Below are 22,559 nucleotides of genomic sequence, written 5' to 3'. Positions count from 1 at the left end.
GGCTTCGCGCTCAGCAATAGGCTGGGCCCGAAGCGATTGCGCCCACATCGTCTAGCACACCCCCGCGCCGAGGTGCAACGGACGTAGGACTAGGGTGGATCGCGGGTAACAGCCCAAGAAGACCAAATACGGAGAGCGATGAGCGATCAAGCTACGAGCGCGGCTGACATCAGTCTGGCCGCGGACTTCGAGACTCCCTCCCCCGAGAAGTGGGAGAAGGAGGTCCTGAAGGTCCTCAACCGGAAGCGCCCCGAAGGCAAGGAACTCAGCATCGAGCAGGCGTACCAGCGCCTGACGAGCTCCACCGTCGACGGCCTGACCATCAAGCCCCTCTACACCGAAGAAGACGGCACCGACAACCTGGGTTACCCGGGTGTCGCTCCGTTCGTGCGCGGCACGACCGTGCGCAACGGCGAGATGGACGCGTGGGAGATTGCGCAGAAGTACGAGGATCCCGACGCTGCTGAGACCAAGAGCGCCATTCTGACCGACCTGGAGCGCGGCACCACCGGAGTGTTCCTGCGCGTCGACCCCGACGCCGTCGCCGTCGGCGACGTGACCGAGGTGCTGGGTGGTGTGCTGCTCGACCTCGCGCCGGTCTACCTGACCAGCGCGACGCAGCAGCTTGAGGCCGCCAAGGCTCTTGTCGACACGTTCGCCGCCTCCGGCAAGGAAGCGGCCTCCGTGTCCGGCAACCTCGGCGTCGACCCGATCGGCGCCGCGGCGCTGGCTGGCACCACGCCGGACCTGTCACAGCTGACGCAGGCCGTCGAGCTCGCGAAGCCGTACCCGAAGGTCCGCCCGATCGTCGTCGACGCGACCATCTACAACAACGCTGGTGCCGGCGACGTCAACGAGCTCGCCTACGCCATCGCGGTGGGCGTCGAGTACGTCCGTGCGCTGACCGACGCAGGCCTGACCGCCGACGAGGCCTTCGATTCCTTGATCTTCCGCGTGTCGGCCACCACCGACCAGTTCCTGACGATCGCACGGCTCCGCGCCCTGCGCGGCCTGTGGTCGCGCGTCGGCGAGGTGCTCGGCGTCACCGAGTCCAAGCGGGGCGCCATCCAGCACGCGGTGACCTCGCTGCGCGACATCACCCGCGACGACACGTACGTCAACGTGCTGCGCGGCACGATCTCCTGCTTCGCCGCCTCCGTCGGACAGGCCGAGATCCAGACCGTGCTGCCGTTCGACACCGTCGCGGGCCTCCCCAACGACCTGTCGCGCCGCATCGCCCGCAACACGCAGATCGTGCTGGCCGAGGAGTCGAACATCGGCCGGGTCAACGACCCCGCCGGCGGCGCCTGGTTCGTCGAGTCGATGACGAAGCAGCTGTCCGAGAAGGCCTGGGCGCTGTTCCAGCAACTCGACGGCGAAGGCTTCGCCGCCAAGCTGGCCGACGGCACCGTCGCGGCCCAGCTGGACGCGCTCAACGCGGACCGGGCCAAGCTGCTCGCCACCCGCAAGATCCCCGTCACGGGCGTGTCGATGTTCCCGAACTACGAGGAGGAGCCGGTCGAGCGCACCAAGCGTCCCGCGGCCCCCGCGCTGAACGGTCTGAAGGCCGTGCGTGACTCCGAGGTGTTCGAGGCGCTGCGCGACCGCTCCGACGCGGCCCGCGAGGCCGGCAAGGGCCCGAAGGTCCTGCTCGCCTGCCTCGGCGCCCGCCGCGACTTCGGCGGCCGTGAGGGCTTCACCTCCAACCTGTACCACGTCGGAGGCATCGAGACGGTGCTCGCCGAGGGCGACAGCGCGGAGGACTTCGCCAAGGCGCTGAAGGAGGCCGGCACCACCGTCGCCGTCCTCTGCTCCAGCGCGAAGGTCTACGCGACCCAGGGCATCGCGGTCGCCGAGGCGCTGCGCGCCGCCGGCGCGGTCGAGGTCCTGGTGGCCGGTCAGGTCAAGGAGCTCGGCGAAGGCGGCGATGCCGCAGTCGACGGCAACGTCTTCGACGGCATGAACGTGGTCGATCTGCTGACCAACACTCTGGACAAGTTGGGAGCTTGATACAGATGACATTCCCCCGTTTCTCCGATGTGGCGCTCGACGGCGCCGCGACCGCCGATGAGGCGGCCAAGTTCGAGGCTCTCAACGAAGGCAGCGGCCACACCGCCGGCTGGCAGACCCCGGAGCACATCCTGGTTCCGCCGCTGTACACCGGCCAGGACCTCGCCGGGCTGGACTTCCTGAAGACCGCCCCCGGCATCCCGCCGTTCCTGCGTGGCCCCTACGCCACCATGTACGTCAACCAGCCGTGGACGATCCGTCAGTACGCGGGCTTCTCCACCGCCGAGGAGTCGAACGCCTTCTACCGCCGCAACCTCGCGGCCGGCCAGAAGGGCCTGTCTATCGCGTTCGACCTCGCGACGCACCGTGGCTACGACTCGGACCACCCGCGCGTGGCCGGCGACGTCGGCATGGCTGGCGTGGCTGTCGACTCGATCCTCGACATGCGTCAGCTGTTCGACGGCATCCCGCTCGACCAGATGTCCGTCTCGATGACGATGAACGGCGCGGTGCTCCCAGTGCTCGCCCTCTACGTCGTCGCGGCGGAGGAGCAGGGCGTCAAGCCTGAGCAGCTGGCCGGAACCATTCAGAATGACATTCTGAAGGAGTTCATGGTCCGCAACACCTACATCTACCCACCGCAGCCGTCGATGCGGATCATCGCGGACATCTTCGCCTACACCAGCGCGAACATGCCCCGGTTCAACTCGATCTCGATCTCCGGCTACCACATGCAGGAGGCCGGCGCGACGGCCGACATCGAGATGGCCTACACCCTGGCCGACGGTGTCGAGTACATCCGCGCAGGCGAGTCGGTCGGCCTGAACGTCGACGCGTTCGCCCCGCGCCTGTCCTTCTTCTGGGCCATCGGCATGAACTTCTTCATGGAGGTCGCCAAGATGCGCGCCGCGCGCATGCTGTGGGCGCGCCTCGTGCGTGAGTTCGGACCGAAGAACCCGAAGTCGATGTCGCTGCGTACCCACTCGCAGACCTCCGGCTGGTCGCTGACCGCGCAGGACGTCTACAACAACGTGGTCCGCACCTGCGTCGAGGCGATGGGCGCGACCCAGGGTCACACCCAGTCGCTGCACACCAACGCGCTCGACGAGGCCATCGCGCTGCCGACGGACTTCTCCGCCCGCATCGCCCGTAACACCCAGCTGTTCCTGCAGCAGGAGTCGGGCACCACGCGCACGGTCGACCCGTGGGCCGGTTCCGCCTACGTCGAGAAGCTCACCGAGCAGCTCGCCCGCAAGGCATGGGAGCGCATCACCGAGGTCGAGCAGGCCGGCGGCATGGCGAAGGCCATCGAGGCAGGCATCCCGAAGATGCGCATCGAGGAGGCGGCCGCCCGCACTCAGGCGCGCATCGACTCCGGCCGTCAGCCCGTGATCGGCGTCAACAAGTACCGCCTGGACAACGAGGATCAGCTCGAGGTCCTGAAGGTCGACAACCGCTCCGTGCGCGAGCAGCAGATCGCCAAGCTGCAGCGCCTGCGCGCCGAGCGCGACGAGGAGGCCACGCAGGCCGCCCTGGCGCACCTGACCTGGGCCGCGGAGAACCCCGACCCGACCGACCCGGAGCGCAACCTGCTCGCCATGTCCATCAAGGCGGCCCGCGCGAAGGCGACCGTCGGCGAGATCTCCGACGCTCTTGAGAAGGTCTTCGGGCGCTACACGGCGCAGATCCGTACGATCTCCGGTGTGTACAACAAGGAGTCCGGCTCCACGAAGAGCATCGAAGAGGCCCGCAAGCTGGTCGAGGAGTTCGAGAAGAAGGAGGGGCGTCGTCCCCGCATTCTGATCGCCAAGATGGGCCAGGACGGTCACGACCGTGGCCAGAAGGTCATCGCGACCGCCTACGCCGACCTCGGCATGGACGTCGACGTCGGCCCGCTGTTCCAGACCCCCGAGGAGGTCGCCCGCCAGGCCGTCGAGTCCGACGTGCACGTGGTCGGCGTCTCCTCGCTCGCGGCCGGTCACCTCACCCTGGTGCCCGCGCTGCGCAAGGAGCTGGACAAGCTCGGCCGTGAGGATCTGATGATCGTCGTCGGCGGCGTCATCCCCGCGCAGGACTTCGACGAGCTCCGCGCCAGCGGTGCCGACGCGATCTACCCGCCCGGCACGATCGTCCCCGAATCGGCCGTCGAGCTGCTCCAGGACCTCCTGAAGCGCGTCGACGCCTGACCGGCACCTGACAGAAGACGGCGGGCCGCCCCTTTCCGGGGGCGGCCCGCCGTCGTTGTGCGTGAGGTCAGGCCTCGATGCCCGCGTCGGCGAAGGTCGCCATACCGGAGAGGATCGCGGCCGACGAGCGGACGACCGGCGGAGGCGATGACGCCGTCGAGGCCCACCTCGATGGCGGCCAGCGACTGGTCGCGGGTCATGGCCGGCTCGACGGGCAGGTCGCGAGTGCCTGGGGCGACCTTGCGGTCGCGGACCCGGTCGGAGTCGGGGTAGTCGAGCTTCACGCCCACGTCAGTGATCATCACGTCGGGAAGCACTCCAATCAGAATCGCACAGGCCCCCACGATGACCTTCGGGGAGAATCCGCCACGTCCACCCGGCGATCGCCCATGACACGCCGGGGTGCCCACCCACCGCGGCACGGGGTCGCCCGAGGGTGGGGGCTAGTCTGGGGTCATGCGCAAGTTCGACGTTGACAAGCTCGTTGAGGGCATCACACAGGGCAACCGGGCGCTGATCGCGCAGTCGATCACGCTCGTCGAGTCGGTCAAGCCCGCCCACCGCGAACTGGCGCACCAGCTCCTGCAGCGTATCCAGCCGATGACAGGCAAGGCGTTCCGCGTCGGTATCTCCGGCGTCCCCGGCGCCGGTAAGTCCACCTTCATCAACGCCATGGGCGTCAAGCTCGTGCAGGAACGCAACCACCGCGTCGCAGTGCTGGCCGTCGACCCGTCGAGCTCGCGAACCGGCGGCTCCATCCTCGGCGACCGCACCCGCATGGCCGACCTGGCCGCCCTCGACGACGTTTTCGTCCGCCCATCCCCGTCAGCCGGACATCTGGGCGGCGTCGCGCGCGCCACGCGCGAGTCGATGCTCGTCCTGGAGGCTGCGGGCTACGACGTCGTGCTCGTCGAGACGGTGGGCGTCGGGCAGTCGGAGGTCGCGGTCTCCGGCATGGTCGACACGTTCCTGATGTTGCAGGTGGCCCGCACCGGCGACCAGCTGCAGGGCATCAAGCGCGGGATCCTCGAACTCGCCGACGTGATCGCCATCACGAAGGCCGACGGCGACAACGAGCAGGCGGCCCGGGTCGCGGCCCGGGAGCTCGCCATCGCCATGAAACTGATCTCCAGCGACAACGACAAGCGCCGAGCCCCCGTGCTCACCTGTTCCTCCTACACCGGCGACGGCCTGGACGAGGTGTGGGAGGCGGTGCTGAAGCACCGCGCCGAGCTGGAGTCCGACGGCGACCTCTCCGCCCGACGCCACGCCCAGCAGCGGGACTGGCTGTGGAACATGGTGCGCGACGAGCTCTCCGAGGCTCTGCGGACCTCCCCCGAGGTGCAGGCGGTGGCGGCAGAGGTAGAAGCCAAACTGGACACGGAGACCCTGTCCGCGCTCGAGGGTGCGCAGGTCATCCTGGGCGCCTTCGCGGACGCGATCACGACCTTCCCCTGGGGCCGTCGGAGCGCGGACTGACCTGCCCCGACGCCCGACCCGGGGCTCAGCCGGATCCACCTCCGGATTACGAGCCGGTACACTTCGCGGGTAGCGTTTACATCGACGACCCTAGGAAGGAGGCGCATGGGAGTCTTCGACAAGGCCGAGAAGCGCATCGAGTCCGCGGTCGGCAAGGTTTTTGCACGCGCCTTCAAGGGCTACGTGCATCCCGTCGAGATCGTCGCTGGGATCCAGCGGGAGCTGGACGCCGAGGCCAAGCTGCTCAGCCGTGACAAGCGCCTGGTGCCTAACGTGTTCACCATCGGTCTGTCGCAGAATGACTACGACCGCCTCGCGCCCTACGCGAAGACCCTGAACACCGAGATCCTGCCGGGCATCCGCGACCACGCCGCGGACCGGAGCTACGTCTTCAACGGTCCCATCGCCATCGACTACGTCCTCGACACCTCGCTGCCGACGGGCCAGTTCACGGTCGCGAGTCAGGCCGTCTCCAGCGAGGACACCCCCTCCTCGAGCCCACAGCCCCGGCCCGGCACCATGGTGCTCGAGGTCAGCGGCGTCCGGCACCCGCTGGTCGCCCCCGGCCTGTTGATCGGCCGAGGTGCCGAGGCCGACCTCCGCCTCAACGACCCCGGAGTCTCCCGCAGGCACGCGCTGATCAGCGTCTCCGGCGACCCGGAGCACCCCATCATCACCATCGAGGACCTCGGGTCCACGAACGGCGTCCACGTCAACGGAAGCCGCGTCACGAAGACCCGCGTCGGCGAGGGGGCCCGGATCGAGATCGGGCGCACACGCATGCTGATCCACACGCCTTCGGAGTCCTGAGGGTGTCGGACCTCATCATTGCGGCCATCAAGGTCGTCTTCCTGGTGCTGTTGTGGATGTTCATCCTCTTCGTGGCAAACGTGGTGCGCACGGACCTCTACGGCCGCCGGGTGCCCGTCGCCTCCCTGTCCGCGATTCCGGCCGACCGAGGGCGGGGCAAGGGCCGCTCGAAGGTACCGACGCGATTCGCCATCACGGCCGGCCCTCAGCAGGGCGTCTCCGTCCCCGTCGAACCGACGATCAACCTCGGGCGGGCCGCCGACTCCACCCTCCTGCTCGACGACGACTACGCGTCGGCCCGCCACGCGCAGCTCGTCCAACAGGACGCCGACAGCTGGCTGATCACCGACCTCCGCTCCACCAACGGGACCTACGTCAACGGCAAACTCGTCACCGAGCCCACCAGGGTGACCGTCGGCGACGTGGTGCGCATCGGCAAGACCCTGATGCGACTGGAGATCTAGCTTGTTCAGCCTCCGCTTCGTCGCCCACTCCGAGGTCGGCCGCGTCCGCAAGAACAACCAGGACGCCGGCTACGCCTCGCCGAACATGCTGCTGGTCACCGACGGCATGGGCGGCGCCGCGGCGGGAGACCTCGCCTCCGCCGTCGCCTCCACCGAGGCCGCCCGCTCCGACGTCCGGGCCGCCGACGGCGAGGAGATGCTGGAGCGCATCGCCGGCATGATGGCGCGCACCAACGCGAAGCTGTCCGACCTCATCGACGACGACCTCGAGCTCGACGGCATGGGGACCACCTTCTGCGGGGCCCTGTTCAACGGGACGCAGTTCGGCATCGGCCACATCGGCGACTCCCGCGGCTACCTGCTTCGCGACGGCGAGCTCACGCAGCTGACGCACGACCACTCCTGGGTGCAGTCGCTGATCGACGAGGGCAAGATCACGCCCGCCCAGGCGGCGGTCCACCCGCACCGCTCCCTCATCCTCAAGGTCCTCAACGGCCAGGCGGCCTTCGAGCCCGACCTCGACCTGCTCGATGCGCAGCTCGGCGACCGGGTGATGTTCTGCTCCGACGGGCTCAGCGGGCTCGTCGACGACGCCACGATGGCCGAGCTGCTCGCGACCGACGACCTGGAGGCCGCAGCCGCGGGCCTGGCGCACACCGCCAACGCCAACGGCGGCCACGACAACATCACGGTCGTCATCGGCGAGGTCGTGCCCCAGGACGACGAGCTCGACGCGGCGGCCCCGCTGCTGGTCGGGTCCGCCACCGAGGTGTCGATCCCCCGCACCGGGGCAGCCGCCGACAAGGGACCGAAGTACCCGACCCCATCGGCGCCCGAGCCCGAGACCACCGCAGACCACGACGCGGCGGAGGTCGCCAGGTACGCGCCGCAGGAGCAGCGTCGACGCTGGCCCGGGATCGCGCTGTCGATCCTCGCGATCCTCCTAGTGCTCGGTCTCGGCGGCTGGGGCCTGGTGTCCTACGGCCAGTCCCGCTATTACGTCGCCGCCGACGACGCCGGCTACGTCGCGCTCTACAACGGCGTGCCAGGCAACGTGCTGGGGGTCTCGCTGAACCGCCTCGTCTCGAGCACCGACATTCCCGTCAGCAACCTGCCACGGTTCTACCAGCGGGCCGTCGACGCCACCATCACCGTCCCCGACGAGACGGCCGGCGAGAGCACGACCACCGAGCTCAGGGCCCTGGCGGAGCGCTGCATGGAGGTCCGCGCCGAGCGCGCGAACGCCACTCCCGATCCGGAGCCGACCGTGCCCGGCCTGCCGACCAGCAGCCTCCTGGCGACGGCTTCGCCGACGACCTCCCCGCTGCCCGACCCCGCCCCCACGCCCGGCCTGCTGCGCCCCACGACCCTCGGCACCCCGACTGCGGACGCCGAAGAGGCCGACCCCGAGGCCTGCTGATGTCAGTCCAGGTCCAGCCTGCCGTCTCCGACCAGGTCATCGTCTACAACAAGCGCCGGGGCACCGAGCTGGCGCTGATCCTCTTCGCCCAGACCTTCGGGTTCGGCGGCTGGATCATCACCAACCTCAACCTCTATGGCGACCTGCCGGACAACCTCATCCCCGTCGCCTGCATCTGGTTCGGCATGGGCATCGCAGCGCACCTGATCGTCCGCCTCAAGCTGCCGTATGCCGACCCGCTGATCCTGCCGTCGGTCTTCCTGCTGAACGGGCTGGGGCTGGCGATGATCTACCGGATCGACCAGATCCCCGACCCCATCAAGACCGACTCGGCCACGCAGTTGCTGTGGACGGCGCTCGGGCTCGGGCTGTTCGCTCTGGTCGTGTTCCTGCTCCGCGACCACCGACGCTTGCAGCGCTACCCGTACCTGCTGTTCATCGCCGGCCTCGTCCTGCTGCTGTTGCCGCTCGCCCCCTTCATCGGCCACGCCTCCGGCGGCGCGCAGATCTGGATCCGGGTCTTCGGCTTCTCGTTCCAGCCCGCCGAGGTGGCCAAGATCCTGCTGGCCATCGCGTTCGCCGCCTATTTCTACGAGAAGCGTGAGGTCCTCGCGCTGGCCGGCCGCCGCTTCATGGGGCTCGAGCTGCCCCGCGCCCGCGACCTCGGGCCGATCGCCGTCATGTTCGTCCTGAGCATCCTCGTGATGGTGTTCCAGAACGACCTCGGCACTTCGCTGCTGTTCTTCGGCCTGTTCACCGTCATGATCTACATCGCAACGGAGCGCATCGCCTGGCCGATCCTGGCCGGTGCCGGGTTCGTCGGCGCGGCCTTCGCCGCCTTCTTCTTCACCAACCACGTGGCCCGGCGCGTCAACGCGTGGCTCGACCCGTTCAGCAACTACGACGCCAACCTCCAGATCATCAGCGCACAGTTCGGGCTCGCCTGGGGCGGGCTGTTCGGCCGCGGCTGGGGGCTCGGGCGGCCCGGGCTCACCCCGCTGGCGAAGTCGGACATGATCGCGGCGGCGCTCGGCGAGGAGATCGGCATCCTAGGCCTGATGGCGATCGTGATGGTCTACGGCCTGCTGGTGGCGCGAGGCTTCAAGACGGCCGTGACGTCGCCGGACGGCTTCGGGAAACTGCTCGCCGCCGGCCTCAGCTTCACGTTCGCACTGCAGGTGTTCGCAATCATCGGCGGCGTGACGCGCCTCCTGCCGCTGACGGGCCTGACGACACCATTCATGAGCCAGGGCGGCTCGTCGCTGGTGGCCAACTGGATCATCATCGGGATCCTGATGGTGATCTCGCACCATGCCCGCCGGCCGCAGGCCGCCACCGCCGCGCCTCAGGACGTGGCGTCGAACTCGGAGGACCAGACGGCGGTGATCAGGTGAACGGCCCCATCCGCAAGGTCGCCGTCTTCGTGGCGATCATGATGGCCGCGCTGCTGGCCAACACCACCTACATCTCGGTGTTCCGCACCGACTCCCTCAACGCGGAGGCCCGCAACCGCCGCGTCCGGGATGCGGAATTCGCGGCGAACCGCGGCGCCATCCTCGTCGGCAACACGGCGATCGCCGAGTCGGTATCCGGCGATGGGACCCGTTTCCCCTACGTGCGCAGCTACCCCGACGGCGAGACGTGGAGTTCGGTCACCGGCTGGTACTCCTACGACTACGCGCGTTCCGGGCTGGAGCAGAGCTACAACGATGTGCTGGCCGGCACGTCGTCCGAGCAGACGTTCACCCGCGTCATGGACGTGCTGACGGGCCGCAGGTCCCAGGGCGCCAACGTCTCCACCACGCTCAACGCCGCGGCCCAGAAGGCCGCCGTCACGGCCCTCGGCGACAAGCAGGGCGCCGCTATCGCGATGGACTACACCACCGGCGAGATCCTTGCCCTGGCCTCGACGCCCACCTACGACCCGTCGCTCCTGTCCGACACCAACCTGACCGCTGCCCGCGACGCGTGGAGCACGCTGCTGAACGCAGACGAGGGGCCACTGAAGAATCGTGCGACCCGGGAGGTGTACCCGCCGGGGTCGACGTTCAAGCTCGTCACGGCCGCCGCCGCGATCGAGGACGGCTGGGTGCCGTCCACCGAGGTCGACTCCCCCGACTCGCTTCCCCTGCCCGGCTCCAGCCGCTCGATGGGCAACTCCACCAACTGCGGGGGCACCCGGATCACGCTCGAGCAGGCCCTCAAGGTCTCCTGCAACACCGCCTTCGGCAACGTCGGCCTCCAGCTCGGTTCCGAGAAGCTGCAGGCGATGGCAGAGGCCTTCGGGTTCAACCAGGAGCAGACAATCGATATCTCGGCGGCCACCTCGCGGTTCCCCACCGACATCGACGCGGCGCAGACGGCGCTGTCTGCCATCGGCCAGTACGAGGTCGCGGCCTCCCCGCTGCAGATGCTGCAGGTCGCGGCCACCATCGCCAACGACGGCACGATGATGCGGCCCTACATCGCCAGCGCGGTGACCAACCGCGACCTGAGCGTGCTGCAGTCCACCACGCCGACCGAACTCGGGCAGCCCATCAGCTCCGCGACCGCCGAAATGCTGCAGCAGATGATGGTCGCCACCGTGGAGTCCGGCACCGGCACCCCGGCCCAGGTCAGCGGGCTGGTCGTCGGCGGGAAGACAGGCACCGCCCAGTGGGACCTCGACCAGCCGCCCTACGCCTGGTTCGTCGGCTACGCCGAGGACCCGAGCGTCGCGATCGTCGCGTTCGTCGAGAACGCCGACATCGAACGAAACGACATCTCCGGCGGCCGTCTGGCCGCCCCCATCTTCACGGCGATTCTGGAGGCACTTCGGTGAGCATCCCGGACAGTTCTCATGTGCATGGCCCAAGATGGTGCCTGATTGACCGAAAGGACCTGCAGCGATGACAGAGCGAGGAGCCCTGCTCGGCGGCCGCTACCAGCTCGACCAGATCATTGGCCGGGGCGGCATGGCCGAGGTCTGGCGCGCGCGCGACATCCGCCTCGAGCGCGACGTGGCCGTCAAGCGTCTGCGCGTCGACCTGGCCAGCGATCCCACTTTCCAGGCGCGCTTCCGCCGGGAGGCCCAGTCCGCCGCGGGGTTGAACCACCCGAACATCGTTGCCGTCTACGACACCGGCGAGGAGCTCGACACCACCTCCGACGTGTCGGTGCCCTACATCGTGATGGAGCTTGTGGAGGGCGTCACGCTGCGCGAAGTGCTGCGCGACGGCCGCAAGATCCTCCCCGAGCGTGCGCTCGAGTTCACGGCCGGCGTGCTCGACGCGCTCGCCTACGCGCACCGCGCGGGCATCGTGCACCGCGACATCAAGCCCGCCAACGTCATGCTGACGCCCAACGGGACCGTCAAGGTGATGGACTTCGGCATCGCCCGCGCCGTCGCGGACACCTCCGCGACGATGACACAGACGGCCGCCGTGATCGGCACCGCCCAGTACCTGTCCCCCGAGCAGGCGCGCGGCGAGAAGGTCGACAACCGCTCCGACATCTACTCCGTCGGCTGCCTCCTGTACGAGCTGCTCACGTCGCAGCCGCTGTTCAAAGGCGACTCGCCCGTCTCGGTGGCGTACCAGCACGTCCGCGAGATCCCCGTTCCGCCGTCGCAGCTCGACTCCGAGATCACGCCGTCGATGGACGCGATCGTGTTGAAGTCGCTGGAGAAGGATCCGCGCGACCGGTACCAGGACGCGTCCGAGATGCGCGAGGACATCCTGCGCGCACTCGACGGGCAGCCGGTGCTGGCTGGCATGCCCGCCGTCGACGACCAGGCGACCCGCGTCATCAGCAGCGATCCGCTGACCACCACGGCGCGCCGAGGCGTGGTGCCGACCGCCGCCGCACCCGCGGCCGCGGCGGTAGCCTCCGGCATGTCGGGGGCCTCGCCGAACGAGATCGTCGACGAGGAGGACGAGGAGGTCAAGAAGAGCCGCAAGGGCATCATCGCGCTGTCGATCATCGCCGGCGTCGTGCTCATCGGCCTGATCATCGCCATGTGGTCGATCTTCAACCCGCCGGCCACCCCGGAGCCCTCCGATACGCCCGTCGCCATGGTCGAGGTCCCCGACCTGACCGACCAGACGCAGGCCACGGCGGAGAGCGCCCTGATCAGGCTCGGCCTCGAGGTCGACATCGTCGAGAAGACGGGCACCGAGGAGAACGAGGGCAAGGTCATCGGCCAGAACCCTGACGGCGGCACCTCCGTCGAGGTCGGCAGCACCGTCACGCTCGACATCTCGCAGGGCCCCGACACCAGGGCGATCCCCGACGGCATCACCGGCGTCTCCTATGACGACGCTGTCGCGGTGCTGAAGGCCGCGGGCTTCACGAACATCGCCTCCCCGCAGGACGCCGACCCGGCCTCGGAGCCGATCGACTCCGTCAAGGGCAACGTCATCTCCAGCAACCCCGCGTCCGGCGCGGAGGTGCCCGTCACGCAGGAGATCACGCTGACCGTGGCCACCGGTACCTCGAAGGTGCCGAGGCTCACCGGCCTGACCGAGAGCCAGGCCACCCGTGAGGCGACGCTGGCCGGCTTCGACATCGACGTGACCTACGAGGAGACCGACGCGCAGGCGCCCGGTCTGGTGTTCGACCAGGATCCGCAGCCCAGCTCCACCGCGGAGCGCAAGGTCAAGATCAAGGTGAAGATCGCGCAGGCGCCGGCGGTGGAGACCCCGGAGACGTCCCCAACCCCGGACGCCACCGAGACCACCACCCAGGAGCCCGACCAGGGGACCACGGAGGAACCGACGGTTCAGGAGTCCGAGAACTCCTGACCCGCGTCAGGACAGCCGAGACGCCCGCCCGCCCCGAAAGGGGTCGGCGGGCGTCTCGGCTGTCACGCGGGTGCCGATGGCAGAATGTGCCTGTGGCCAGCATCCTCGTCATCGACAACTACGACTCGTTCGTCTACAACCTCGTCTCCTACCTGGCGCAGATCGGCGCCGAGGTCGAGGTGTGGCGTAACGACGACCCGCGGTTCGACGTCGACGAGTGGTGGGTACCGTTCGACGGCATCCTGATCTCCCCCGGCCCCGGCACCCCGGAGGAGGCGGGCGTCTGCGTCGACGTGGTCTCGACTGTCGGCGGGGTCCGTCCGCTGTTCGGCGTGTGCCTCGGTCTGCAGGCGATGGCCGTGGCCTACGGCGGCGTCGTCGACCGCGCCCCCGAGTTGCTGCATGGCAAGACCTCGCCGGTGTTCCACGAGGGCAAGGGCGTCTTCGCCAGCCTGCCGTCGCCGGTCACGACGACCCGCTACCACTCGCTCGCCATCGTCGAGGACACCGTCCCCGACGTCCTCGAGGTCACGGCCCGCACCGACACGGGGGTCATCATGGCCGTCCGGCACCGCGAGCTGCCCGTCGAGGCCGTGCAGTTCCACCCGGAGTCGGTGCTCACGGAGGGTGGCTATCAGATGCTGGCGAACTGGCTCGCCGAGTGTGGCGACGCCGACGCACCGCGCCGCGCGGCCGGGTTGAGCCCGCTGGTCGACGTCGATGACCTCGGCTGACGTTCAGCCCCGGCTGGCGTGCGTGAGGCCGACCGAGCCGGAGTAGTCGGGGGCGTCGAGCTCGTCGACCGCGCTGACCGAGTAGCCCAGCCCGTAGGCGGCCACGTACTGCCGGTAGATCTGCACGGTCCGGTCGTTCTCCAGCGCGGACTCCAGGGCCGCCTGGTCGCCGATCGCCTCGATCACATAGGGCGGCGCGTAGGGCACGCCGTGGAGGACGACGGTGTTGCCGACGCACTTGATGCCGGTCGTCGCGATGACCCGCTGCCCCTGGATGGTCAGGGCCTCCGCCCCGCCGGACCAGAGCGCGTTCACCACGCCCTGGATGTCCTGCTGGTGCACGACGAGATCGTCGTCGTCGACGCCTGCGGGCTTCACGTCCAGCGGTGCGTCGTCGAGCGTGACGCGCAGGCCGGGGCCGTAGACGGCGGTCAGGCCGGCGGCTCTCTCGGCAGCGGTCACCTCGCCGCTCAGGTCCTCGTCGCCGCTGGCCGCGTCGGTGAGGGCGTCCACCTCGTCGGACAACTCGGAGGACTGCCCACGCAGCTGCTCGTTGCGCTGGCCCTGGGAAACGATCAGGTCGCGCATGTCGGCCTCGCGGTCGCTGCGGAGGTCCTCGCCGCGGGCGGCGATGGCAGAGACCGTCATCATGAGGCCGGCAAGGAGGCACACGAGCACCGTCGCGGTGCGGCCGCGGAGGGTGCGAGGCCGGGCCTGGTTGCGGCCGACGCTGGCCCGGACGCTGCGCGCCCGGCCCCCCAGCCACTCCCTGATCCTCATGCGCCCAGCCTAACCCGGCATCGGCGGGCGCACGGCGCCGCGGACCGGCGGAAAGCGTCCCACCGTCGCCCTCGTCACCTTCCGAATCGTGGATCGGCGCAGAAGCAACTAAGCTGTAGCGGTCAGACCCCAAGGAGAAACCGTGCCCGAGTCGAAGACACGCAAGCAGGCCGTGGACAAGAAGAAGTCCAAGGAGAAGGCCGAACTCGCCGAGATGCGGCGTGAGGCCAAGCGGCTTGCCCCCGCGTCCCGGAACTGGGTGCCCGCCGTGTTCGTCCCGATGGGCCTGCTCGGCGTGCTGTGGATGGTCGTCTACAACCTGGCCGGCAACATGATCCCCTTCATGCAGTCGCTCGGCGACTGGAACGTCGCGATCGGGCTTGGCCTGATCGTCGCGTGCTTCTCCTTCATGACCCTGTGGAAGTGAGCTCCCGGCTCGGCGTCTTCGACGCGGTCATCTTCGACTTCGACGGCACCCTGGCCGACTCGCACGCCGCGATGATGCGGTCCTACGTGCGGTGGGCCGAGGAGTACGGCGTCGACCTGTCTCAGGCCCGCATGTACACCGGCCGCCCGTCCGAGGCGGTCGCGCGTGCCCTGGTCACCGACGGCCGCGCGGAGGAGGCCGGCCTCCGCCTCGACGCGCTGGAAGTGTCCGACACCGACGGCGTCGTCGCGCTGCCCGGCTCCCTCGATGCGCTCTCCGCCCTCGACGACGGCCGTCGCGCCATCGCCACCTCCTGCACCATGGCGCTGGTCGTCGCCCGGATGGACGCAGCGGGCCTGCCCCTGCCGGCGGTGGTCGTGGCCCGCGAGCAGTACGCACACGGCAAGCCCGCCCCGGACCCGTTCCTGGTGGCCGCGCAGCGCCTCGGCGTCGACCCGGCCCGCTGCCTCGTCGCGGAGGACGCCCCCGCTGGCGTCGCCGGTGCGCACGCGGCCGGCTGCCGCGTGCTCGGCGTCCTGACTAGCCACACGGCCGACGAGCTGGGCGCAGACTGGCACGTCGGATCGCTCGCCGAGGTCTCCTTCGCCGTCACCGCCGACGGCGTCGCCGTCTCCCTCGCCTGAGCCTGGCTCCCGGACGTGGCCGGGCGACGTCGGACAAGTAGGATGCCTGCGTGACTGACACCACCCCCACCGAAGTGACCGATTCCGAGCAGACCCTCGTCCGCAAGGAGAAGCGGCAGCGGCTGCTGGACGCCGGTTCCCAGGTGTACCCGGCGGACCTCAGCCGCAGCCACACGCTCAGCGAGATCCGCGCGAACGAGGCCTGGAATGCGCTCGAGGCGGGCGAGGAGACCCAGGACGTCGTCACCGTCGGCGGTCGCGTCGTGTTCATCCGCAACACCGGCAAGCTGGCCTTCGCGACGCTGCAGGACGGCTTCGCCCCCGAACAGAACGGCGAGCGCCTGCAGGTGATGCTGTCGCTGGCCGAGATCGGCGAGGAGGCCCTCGCAGCCTGGAAGTCCGACGTCGACCTGGGCGACTTCGTCTGGGTGCAGGGGCGCGTCATCCGCTCCAAGCGCGGCGAGCTGTCGATCATGGCGAACCAGTGGCGGATGGCGTCCAAGGCGCTGCGCCCGCTGCCCGTGCTGCACAAGGACCTCTCTGAGGAGGCCCGCGTGCGCCGTCGCTACGTGGATCTCATCGTCCGCGACGAGGCCCGCGAGATGGTCCGCAAGCGTTCCGCCATCACGCGCGCGATCCGCGACACGCTCTACGGCCAGGGCTACCTTGAGGTCGAGACGCCGATCCTGCAGCTGGTGCACGGCGGCGCCGCGGCCCGCCCGTTCGAGACGCACATCAACGCCTTCGACATCGACATGAGCCTGCGCATCGCGCTGGAGCTGCACCTGAAGCGGACGATGGTCGGCGGCGCGGACCGCGTGTTCGAGCTGGGCCGGGTGTTCCGCAACGAGGGCATCGACTCCACGCACTCCGCCGAGTTCACCATGCTCGAGGCGTACCAGTCGTGGGGCGACCAGAAGACCATCGCGGCGCTGATCCAGTCGATCATCGTCGCCGCGGCCGACGCCGTCGGCAGCCGCACCGTCGAGACGTCGAAGGGCGAGATCAACCTCGACGGCGAGTGGACCTGGCTCGGCGTCTACCCGGGCGTCTCGGCGGCCGTCGGCGAGGAGATCACGCCCGAGACCCCCGCCGAGCGGCTGCGCGCGCTGCTGGACGAGCACGAGATCGAGTTCGACCCGAAGTTCGCCGAGGGCAAGCTCGTCATGAAGCTGTTCGAGGAACTCGTCGAGCCGACGCTGATCCAGCCGACGTTCGTGTGCGACTACCCGGCCGTCGCGCAGCCGCTGGCCCGCCCGCACCGCAGCGAGCCCGGCAAGATCGAGGCCTGGGACCTCATCATCGGCGGCATGGAGCGCGGCACCGGCTTCACCGAGCTGATCGACCCGGTCATCCAGCGCGACGTGCTCGTGACCCAGTCGCTGGCCGCCGCGGCCGGTGACCCCGACGCCATGCAGCTCGACGAGGACTTCCTGGAGGCGCTGGAGTACGGGGTGCCGCCGATGGGCGGCCTCGGGCTGGGCGTCGACCGCCTCGTCATGCTGCTGACCGGCGTCGGCATCCGCGAGACGATCCTCTACCCGCTGCTGCGCCCCCAGGGCTGAGCCCGCCGAGACGACGAGGGCCCCCGACCGGCTGGTCGGGGGCCCTCGTCGTCTGTCAGGCTGCCGACCTGGCCGACTGGGCGGACACCGGGCTCACGGCGGACTTCGCGGAGACCGGAGAGACGGCCGACTTGGCGGAGATGGGCGAGACCGCCGACTTTGCAGAGACCGGGGAGGCGACCGTCTTCGCCGACACGGCGGTCTTCACGGAGGCCGCGGTCTTTGCGGAGACCGGGCTGGCCGCCGTCACCGCGGACGCCGTGGTCCAGGCGCCCGGGGAGGTGCCCGTCGAGGTGGGTGACGTCGAGGTGGGTGACGTCGGGGTGGTGAGCGGCGAGACCGCCGCGGACGAGGGCGCGACCTCATCGGGGGTGTCGGCGTCGTCGGCGAAGGCCAGCGTCGTGCCGCCGAGGGCGGCGATGCCGAACGCGCCGGCGAGGATCCAGTTGGTTGTCCTGCTCATGGGAGTCTCCTTGTCTGTGGGGGCCTCGGCCCGGTTTCCCTGTTGACACCACTGAACAGGGGCGCGCTGAGACGCAGAGGAGAGCGCCGTGAGAGTCCTCTCATCAACCTCCGGGGTGCGCGATGAGCCACGAGCCCCACGCGAGCGCGGCGAAGCCCTCCGCGATGCGTAGCCGTTGGTCGGCGGCGGCCTCCCACTCGGGCAGGCCCTCGTCGCGGGCCCCTGCGATCAGCGTGCAGACGACGGCGGCGGCGCGGGCCAGGAGCCCGGCGCGGCTGGCTCCGTGGGCGTCGACGTAGGCCGAGAACGCGTCGAGGTAGGAGCTGAGGAAGGCCTCCGTGTGGGCGTAGCCGGGGTGGATCGTGCGGAGCACCGCGAGGTGGGCCAGGAAGCAGGCAAGGTCGTCGACGGCGTGCCCTGGGCCGACGGCGTCGACGTCGATGACGCCGCTGACCCGGGCGTCGGCGACGAACAGGTTCGCCTCGTAGAGGTCGCCGTGCGTCGCGACGACCGGGCCGCGGGGTTCCCCGTCCAGGATGCCTGTCACGGTCGCGACGACGGCGTCGATCCGCCGCGCTCCGGCAGGGAAGGCGACCTTCGCTGCGCTCGCGTAGTCGACGATGCGGTCCGTCCATGCCTCGCGGGCCGGCAGGGTGGTGAGGTCATCGGGCATGGCGTCGACGAGTTCGGTGATCCGGGCGGGGGGAAGGGGGATCTCCGCGGAGTCCATGAACGCCTGGGCGAGCGGGGTCCCCGTCACCGAGCTGAGGGCCACGACCTGCTGCCTCACCGGTCCGACGACGCTTGGCACCGGAATCCCCGCCTCGCTCAGGAGGCGGTGTCGTCGGGCCAGCAGGTCGGCGTCGCGGCGCAGGACCTTGAGGAATACCTGACCGGGTCCGCCGTCGAAGGTGGCGCGCAGCACGGCGCGCCGCAGCGGCCGGTAGGTCACGGTCTCCAGCGATCGGAGCCTGGCCCCGTCGCCCCAGGTCGCCTGCACCTCGGCCGGGACGCTGGCCAGCGGGAGGCCCGGCAGGAGCGGGTCGGCGGGATGCTCCCAGATGCGGAGCCGGCCGCGCGGCACCTCGACCTCCACGAGGTCGCCGTGCACGTTCTCCGTCGTGGCGACGAGGTAGCGCCTGGTGCCGTCGTCGGTCACCTCGAACAGCCCCGAGACGCCCGCCCCCGGGCGGTGGTGCAGCTCGACGAGCTCTGCGGTGGCCTCCGTCGAGAGTTGCGCGGCGACCACCGGCGCGGCCTCGTCGGTGAAGAAGCGGACCTGGTCGCTCTCATCCCAGCCGGTCACGGGCCACGTCCCTTCGTCGGTGTGTTGCGCCTAGTCTGCCGCGACGAGGGGTTCCGCGCGGTCGCCCGGCCCTGCCCGGACGCCGATCAGGGTGGCGGCCAGGATCATCGAGCCGCCGAGCAGGAACCTCAGGGTGAGGGTCTCGCCGCCGAACAGCACGGCGAAGAGCGTCGCGAAGACGGGCTCGAAGGCCATCAGCAGCACCACGCGCGACGGCGGGATGTGCCGCTGAGCCCAGGTCTGCAGCACCATCGTGGCGATGCCGGCTGCGATGGCCGTGTACAGCACGGCGGCCCAGACGACGCCGTCGGGCGTGAAGTCGATGCCCGTCGGCAGCGCCGCGCCGCCGCAGATGATGGCGATGCCGATCAGCTGCACCGTCGCGAGGCTGACGGGGTCCATGGCGCGGGAGAAGCGGTCGAGCATGACGATGTGCAGGGCGTAGAGCGCCGCGCCGAGCAGGGTGAGGGCCTCGCCGCGGCCGATGCCGGTCAGGCCGGACAGGCTCAGCACCGCGATGCCCGCCATCGCGAGCGCCACGGCCACCCAGGTGACGCGCTGCGGCCGCACCCGGAACAGGGCCCACAGGATCAGGGGCGTCAGCACGACGTAGACGCCGGTCAGGAATCCCGAGGCGGAGGCCGCCGTGGTCTGGAGGCCTGTCGTCTGGGCGATCTGCGCGAACCCGTAGAGCACGCCCAGGCCGAGCGCGATGCTCCACTGTCGCCAGCTGAGCCGCCGGAGCCGGCCAAGGAAGATCAGCGACGGCACCAGCGCGCCGACCAGGAACCTGACGGCCAGGAAGTCGATCGGATCGACCCGGCTGACGGCGTCCTTGATGATGAAGAAGGTCGAGCCCCAGATGGCCGTGACCAGCAGGATCGCTCCCGTCGCCAGCCGCATGGGTCTCCTTCCGCTGCCGCCGGGGCGGCCTAGTGTGGTGTCGTGGCGATTCTCCTCGACGCGGCCCGCTGGCCTGCGCACGGCACGGTTTTCGGACATCTGGTGTCCGATTCGACGCTCGCGGAACTGCACGCCTTCGCCCGCACCGTCGGGTTGCCGGCGCAGGCATTCGACCACGACCACTACGACGTCCCCGAGTCACGGTACCGCGAGCTGATCGCGGCCGGCGCGACGATCGTCGGCGAGAAAGACCTCGTCGCCCGGCTCACCGCCAGCGGGCTGCGCGTCCGCTCTCCCGAGCGCACGCCGACGAGGGCCACCGCGCTGCGGCGGGTCCAGGAGCGCTGGGCTCCGCTCGGGCTGCCCATGGCCATCCGCGACGACCTGCTTGAGCGGTGGCACCACAAGGACAGGCACTACCACGACGTGCGGCACCTGTGGCAGTGTCTGGCCGCGCTGGAGGTGCTCGGCTGCGACGACCCGATCGTCGAGCTGGCGGCCTGGTTCCACGACGCCGTCTACACGGGAACTACGGGCGACGCAGCCACCCCGGGCAACCCGGCCAACCGGCCCAGCACGACCAGCGCGGCCAGCCCGGGCGACACGGCCAGCCCGACCAACCGGGCCAACACGGCCAAGGCGGGTGAGGGAGTCGGCACGGGCGAGGCAGACAAGGCGGCCAGCACGGGCGACGAGGAGGCCTCGGCCCGGCTCGCCGAGCGGCTGCTCGACGGCAAGCTGGCGGCCCACCGCGTCGCGGAGGTCGCGCGGCTGGTCCGTATGACCGCCGACCACCGCCCGACCGACGAGCGCGGCGCGCTGCTCTCCGACGCTGACCTGTCGATCCTCGGCCAGATCCCCGGCCGCTACCACGTCTACGTGCGGGACGTCCGCCTGGACTACGCCCACGTCGACGACGCCGCGTGGCGCGTCGGCCGCTCGCGGGTCCTCGAAGGTCTCCTCGCCGCCGACCCCCTGTTCCACACCGCCCACGGCCGGGAGCTGTGGGATGCCCAGGCCAGGGCCAACCTCGCCGACGAGCTGGCCGGCCTGACCGACCGCTGATCGCCGAGCAGCCCACGCGCCACCGTGCCACGCCTCCGCATCCACCCGCCGCAGCGCCACACCCCGCGCCCACCTGCCTCCTCAGTTGGGACTGCCCCGGGTTTGGTTGACATCAACATCTCAGGTCCGTGAGGGCCTGGTGAGAGGATGCATGTCATGCCCAAGCCCCATCCGAAAGAGTTCCGCGATGATGTGATCGCGGTCGCCCGCAAGGGCGAGGCCCCGATCGGCCAGATCGCCAAGGACTTCGGGATCAGTGAGTCCTGCCTGCGCAACTGGCTGGCCAAGGCCGATCGTGTTGATGCCCCCGCCGCAGACAACCGCTCCGCAGCCGAACTACGGGAAGCCAACAAGCGCATCCGGCTGCTGGAGCAGGAGAACGAAGTCCTGCGCCGCGCCGCCGCCTACCTGTCCCGCGACATCAACCCAAAATGATGTTCCCCTTGGTCACCGACCTGGCCCAGACCAAGGGGACGCTCCGGGTGCCGGTCGCGGTCTCCTGCCGGGTGCTGGGCTTCTCGCGGCAGGCCTACTACCAGTGGCTCGCCTGCCCAGTCTCGCAGCGCGACTGGGACGATGCACACCTGATCAACGCCGCCATCGACCTGCATGCCGAAGACCCTGGTCTGGGTTATCGCCTCATCGCCGATGACCTGCCCGAGATGGGCATCACCGCTGGTGAGAACCGAGTCCACCGGCTCTGCAAGCTGCAGCGGATCCGTTCGTTCCACTCGGTCAAGAACGGGTCATGGAAGAAGCCCGGGCCGGCGGTCCACGATGACCTGGTGCAGCGCCAGTTCCATGCCGAGGGGCCTAACCGGTTGTGGTTGACCGACATCACCGAGCACCGCACCAGCGAGGGCAAGCTGTACCTGTGTGCGGTCAAGGACGTCTGGTCCAACCGCATTGTGGGGTACTCGATCGACACCCGCATGAAGAAGCGGATCGCGATCAACGCCCTGCGCATGGCCGTCCAACGTCGCGGACCAGTTGCTGGTTGCATCGTCCACTCGGACCGAGGCAGCCAATTCCGAGCCCACACCTATGTGGCCGAGTTGAAGGTCCACGACCTCACAGGTTCCATGGGCAGGGTCGCCTCAAGTCCCGACAATGCCGCCATGGAGAGCTTCTTCGCGCTGCTGCAGAAGAACGTCCTCAACCGCCACCCGTGGACCAGCCGGGCCGAGCTGCGGCTGGCCATGATCACCTGGATCGAGAAGTCTTACCACCGCCGACGCCGCCAACGGCGTCTCGGCAAACTCACCCCAGTAGAGTTCGAAGCAGTCCATCACACGACCACACAGGCCGCCTGACCCACCCCTAGAAATCTGTCAAGCAAACTGGGGGCAGTCCCGTTCCCGCACAAGAATGCGTATCCGGGGGCCGCTGCAACATGCGCGCAGCAGCTCCGGAATAGGCATTCTTGTGCGCTTGAACCGAGCTGGACACGGGGAGCGGGCAGACGGACGACCCACGGATGCCACCCTCACCGACGGACGCCACCCTTATTCGCCGATGCCAC

20 protein-coding genes are annotated in these 22,559 nt (G+C 69.6%); 15 read left to right on the top strand and 5 right to left on the bottom strand.

Annotation, left to right across the window (positions count from 1 at the left end; translation table 11 throughout):
- Positions 1-138: 138 nt before the first annotated feature.
- Together mutA and scpA are read left to right on the top strand one after the other, a co-directional pair.
- Positions 139-2,010 (top strand): methylmalonyl-CoA mutase small subunit, encoded by a 1,872-nt coding sequence (gene mutA / locus QH948_RS01720; RefSeq protein WP_281145245.1) that lies wholly within the window; start codon positions 139-141, stop codon positions 2,008-2,010.
- Positions 2,011-2,015: 5 nt separating this feature from the next.
- A complete protein-coding gene (gene scpA / locus QH948_RS01715; RefSeq protein ID WP_281145244.1) occupies positions 2,016-4,196 on the top strand; it encodes a methylmalonyl-CoA mutase in 2,181 nt (726 codons plus the stop codon).
- Here the strand turns inward: scpA and QH948_RS14125 are convergent.
- Entirely contained in the window at positions 4,121-4,498 is a 378-nt protein-coding gene (locus tag QH948_RS14125; protein WP_369076710.1) for a nicotinate-nucleotide--dimethylbenzimidazole phosphoribosyltransferase, read from the bottom strand. The genes scpA and QH948_RS14125 overlap by 76 nt on opposite strands.
- 154 nt (positions 4,499-4,652) lie before the next feature.
- On the opposite strand from QH948_RS14125, the gene meaB reads away from it, so the two are divergent.
- The 8 genes from meaB (at position 4,653) to QH948_RS01675 (ending at position 13,884) form a co-directional block, all read left to right on the top strand.
- Positions 4,653-5,675 carry a methylmalonyl Co-A mutase-associated GTPase MeaB gene (gene meaB, locus QH948_RS01710; protein ID WP_281145243.1) on the top strand — a complete coding sequence of 341 codons (1,023 nt, stop codon included), beginning with the start codon at positions 4,653-4,655 and terminating at the stop codon, positions 5,673-5,675.
- 105 nt (positions 5,676-5,780) lie between these two features.
- Positions 5,781-6,485: an FHA domain-containing protein gene (locus tag QH948_RS01705; protein WP_219081610.1), complete on the top strand. Its 705-nt coding sequence runs from the start codon at positions 5,781-5,783 to the stop codon at positions 6,483-6,485.
- 2 nt (positions 6,486-6,487) lie between these two features.
- On the top strand, positions 6,488-6,949 hold the full coding sequence (locus tag QH948_RS01700) for an FHA domain-containing protein FhaB/FipA (RefSeq protein WP_219081611.1): 462 nt from the start codon (positions 6,488-6,490) through the stop codon (positions 6,947-6,949).
- Position 6,950: 1 nt separating this feature from the next.
- A complete protein-coding gene (locus tag QH948_RS01695) occupies positions 6,951-8,369 on the top strand; it encodes a PP2C family protein-serine/threonine phosphatase (protein ID WP_281145242.1) in 1,419 nt (472 codons plus the stop codon).
- On the top strand, positions 8,369-9,763 hold the full coding sequence (locus tag QH948_RS01690) for an FtsW/RodA/SpoVE family cell cycle protein (RefSeq protein WP_281145241.1): 1,395 nt from the start codon (positions 8,369-8,371) through the stop codon (positions 9,761-9,763). Before QH948_RS01695 ends, QH948_RS01690 begins: the two co-directional genes overlap by 1 nt.
- Positions 9,760-11,190, top strand: a complete 1,431-nt coding sequence (locus tag QH948_RS01685; protein WP_281145240.1) for a peptidoglycan D,D-transpeptidase FtsI family protein — start codon at positions 9,760-9,762, stop codon at positions 11,188-11,190. The genes QH948_RS01690 and QH948_RS01685 overlap by 4 nt, the downstream gene beginning before the upstream one ends.
- Before the next feature lie 67 nt (positions 11,191-11,257).
- Positions 11,258-13,150: a Stk1 family PASTA domain-containing Ser/Thr kinase gene (pknB, locus tag QH948_RS01680; RefSeq protein ID WP_281145239.1), complete on the top strand. Its 1,893-nt coding sequence runs from the start codon at positions 11,258-11,260 to the stop codon at positions 13,148-13,150.
- A 92-nt stretch (positions 13,151-13,242) separates the two neighbouring features.
- Positions 13,243-13,884 (top strand): aminodeoxychorismate/anthranilate synthase component II, encoded by a 642-nt coding sequence (locus QH948_RS01675; protein WP_281145238.1) that lies wholly within the window; start codon positions 13,243-13,245, stop codon positions 13,882-13,884.
- 3 nt (positions 13,885-13,887) lie between these two features.
- Here the strand turns inward: QH948_RS01675 and QH948_RS01670 are convergent, their stop codons facing one another.
- A complete protein-coding gene (locus tag QH948_RS01670; protein ID WP_281145237.1) occupies positions 13,888-14,664 on the bottom strand; it encodes a DUF881 domain-containing protein in 777 nt (258 codons plus the stop codon).
- 142 nt (positions 14,665-14,806) lie between these two features.
- Between QH948_RS01670 and QH948_RS01665 the strand changes: the two genes are divergently transcribed.
- Genes QH948_RS01665 through lysS form a run of 3 tightly spaced genes read left to right on the top strand, consistent with a single transcriptional unit; the run spans position 14,807 to position 17,300 of the window.
- Positions 14,807-15,091, top strand: a complete 285-nt coding sequence (locus QH948_RS01665) for a cell division protein CrgA (protein WP_281145236.1) — start codon at positions 14,807-14,809, stop codon at positions 15,089-15,091.
- On the top strand, positions 15,088-15,735 hold the full coding sequence (locus tag QH948_RS01660) for an HAD family hydrolase (RefSeq protein WP_281145235.1): 648 nt from the start codon (positions 15,088-15,090) through the stop codon (positions 15,733-15,735). Before QH948_RS01665 ends, QH948_RS01660 begins: the two co-directional genes overlap by 4 nt.
- A gap of 50 nt (positions 15,736-15,785) precedes the next feature.
- Positions 15,786-17,300 carry a lysine--tRNA ligase gene (gene lysS, locus QH948_RS01655; protein WP_281145234.1) on the top strand — a complete coding sequence of 505 codons (1,515 nt, stop codon included), beginning with the start codon at positions 15,786-15,788 and terminating at the stop codon, positions 17,298-17,300.
- Between the two features lie 55 nt (positions 17,301-17,355).
- Here the strand turns inward: lysS and QH948_RS01650 are convergent, their stop codons facing one another.
- The 3 genes from QH948_RS01650 to QH948_RS01640 form a co-directional block, all read right to left on the bottom strand.
- On the bottom strand, positions 17,356-17,763 hold the full coding sequence (locus QH948_RS01650; RefSeq protein ID WP_281145233.1) for a hypothetical protein: 408 nt from the start codon (positions 17,761-17,763) through the stop codon (positions 17,356-17,358).
- A gap of 103 nt (positions 17,764-17,866) precedes the next feature.
- Positions 17,867-19,069: a phosphotransferase gene (locus tag QH948_RS01645; protein ID WP_281145232.1), complete on the bottom strand. Its 1,203-nt coding sequence runs from the start codon at positions 19,067-19,069 to the stop codon at positions 17,867-17,869.
- 30 nt (positions 19,070-19,099) lie between these two features.
- Positions 19,100-19,972: a DMT family transporter gene (locus QH948_RS01640; protein WP_281145231.1), complete on the bottom strand. Its 873-nt coding sequence runs from the start codon at positions 19,970-19,972 to the stop codon at positions 19,100-19,102.
- Between the two features lie 42 nt (positions 19,973-20,014).
- Here QH948_RS01640 and QH948_RS01635 point away from each other — a divergent pair, with 42 nt between their 5' ends.
- Together QH948_RS01635 and QH948_RS01630 are read left to right on the top strand one after the other, a co-directional pair.
- Positions 20,015-21,037, top strand: a complete 1,023-nt coding sequence (locus QH948_RS01635) for a DUF4031 domain-containing protein (RefSeq protein ID WP_281145230.1) — start codon at positions 20,015-20,017, stop codon at positions 21,035-21,037.
- A 156-nt stretch (positions 21,038-21,193) separates the two neighbouring features.
- A protein-coding gene (locus tag QH948_RS01630; RefSeq protein ID WP_438874087.1) for an IS3 family transposase occupies positions 21,194-22,350 on the top strand; the annotation gives its coding sequence in 2 pieces (ribosomal slippage) (positions 21,194-21,458 and positions 21,458-22,350; 1,158 coding nt in all).
- Positions 22,351-22,559 lie beyond the last annotated feature (209 nt).

The sequence above is a fragment of the Tessaracoccus lacteus genome, assembly GCF_029917005.1.
GTDB classification, from domain to species: Bacteria; Actinomycetota; Actinomycetes; order Propionibacteriales; family Propionibacteriaceae; genus Arachnia; species Arachnia lactea.
Note: the sequence above shows the minus strand (reverse complement) of the source record. Positions and strands in the feature narration are given on the sequence as shown.

Coding starts and splice junctions, on each gene's coding strand:
- mutA (WP_281145245.1), top strand. CDS start 139: ATGAGCGATCAAGCTACGAGCGCGGCTGACATCAGTCTGGCCGCGGAC.
- scpA (WP_281145244.1), top strand. CDS start 2,016: ATGACATTCCCCCGTTTCTCCGATGTGGCGCTCGACGGCGCCGCGACC.
- QH948_RS14125 (WP_369076710.1), bottom strand. CDS start 4,498: ATGATCACTGACGTGGGCGTGAAGCTCGACTACCCCGACTCCGACCGG.
- meaB (WP_281145243.1), top strand. CDS start 4,653: ATGCGCAAGTTCGACGTTGACAAGCTCGTTGAGGGCATCACACAGGGC.
- QH948_RS01705 (WP_219081610.1), top strand. CDS start 5,781: ATGGGAGTCTTCGACAAGGCCGAGAAGCGCATCGAGTCCGCGGTCGGC.
- QH948_RS01690 (WP_281145241.1), top strand. CDS start 8,369: ATGTCAGTCCAGGTCCAGCCTGCCGTCTCCGACCAGGTCATCGTCTAC.
- pknB (WP_281145239.1), top strand. CDS start 11,258: ATGACAGAGCGAGGAGCCCTGCTCGGCGGCCGCTACCAGCTCGACCAG.
- QH948_RS01670 (WP_281145237.1), bottom strand. CDS start 14,664: ATGAGGATCAGGGAGTGGCTGGGGGGCCGGGCGCGCAGCGTCCGGGCC.
- QH948_RS01650 (WP_281145233.1), bottom strand. CDS start 17,763: ATGAGCAGGACAACCAACTGGATCCTCGCCGGCGCGTTCGGCATCGCC.
- QH948_RS01640 (WP_281145231.1), bottom strand. CDS start 19,972: ATGCGGCTGGCGACGGGAGCGATCCTGCTGGTCACGGCCATCTGGGGC.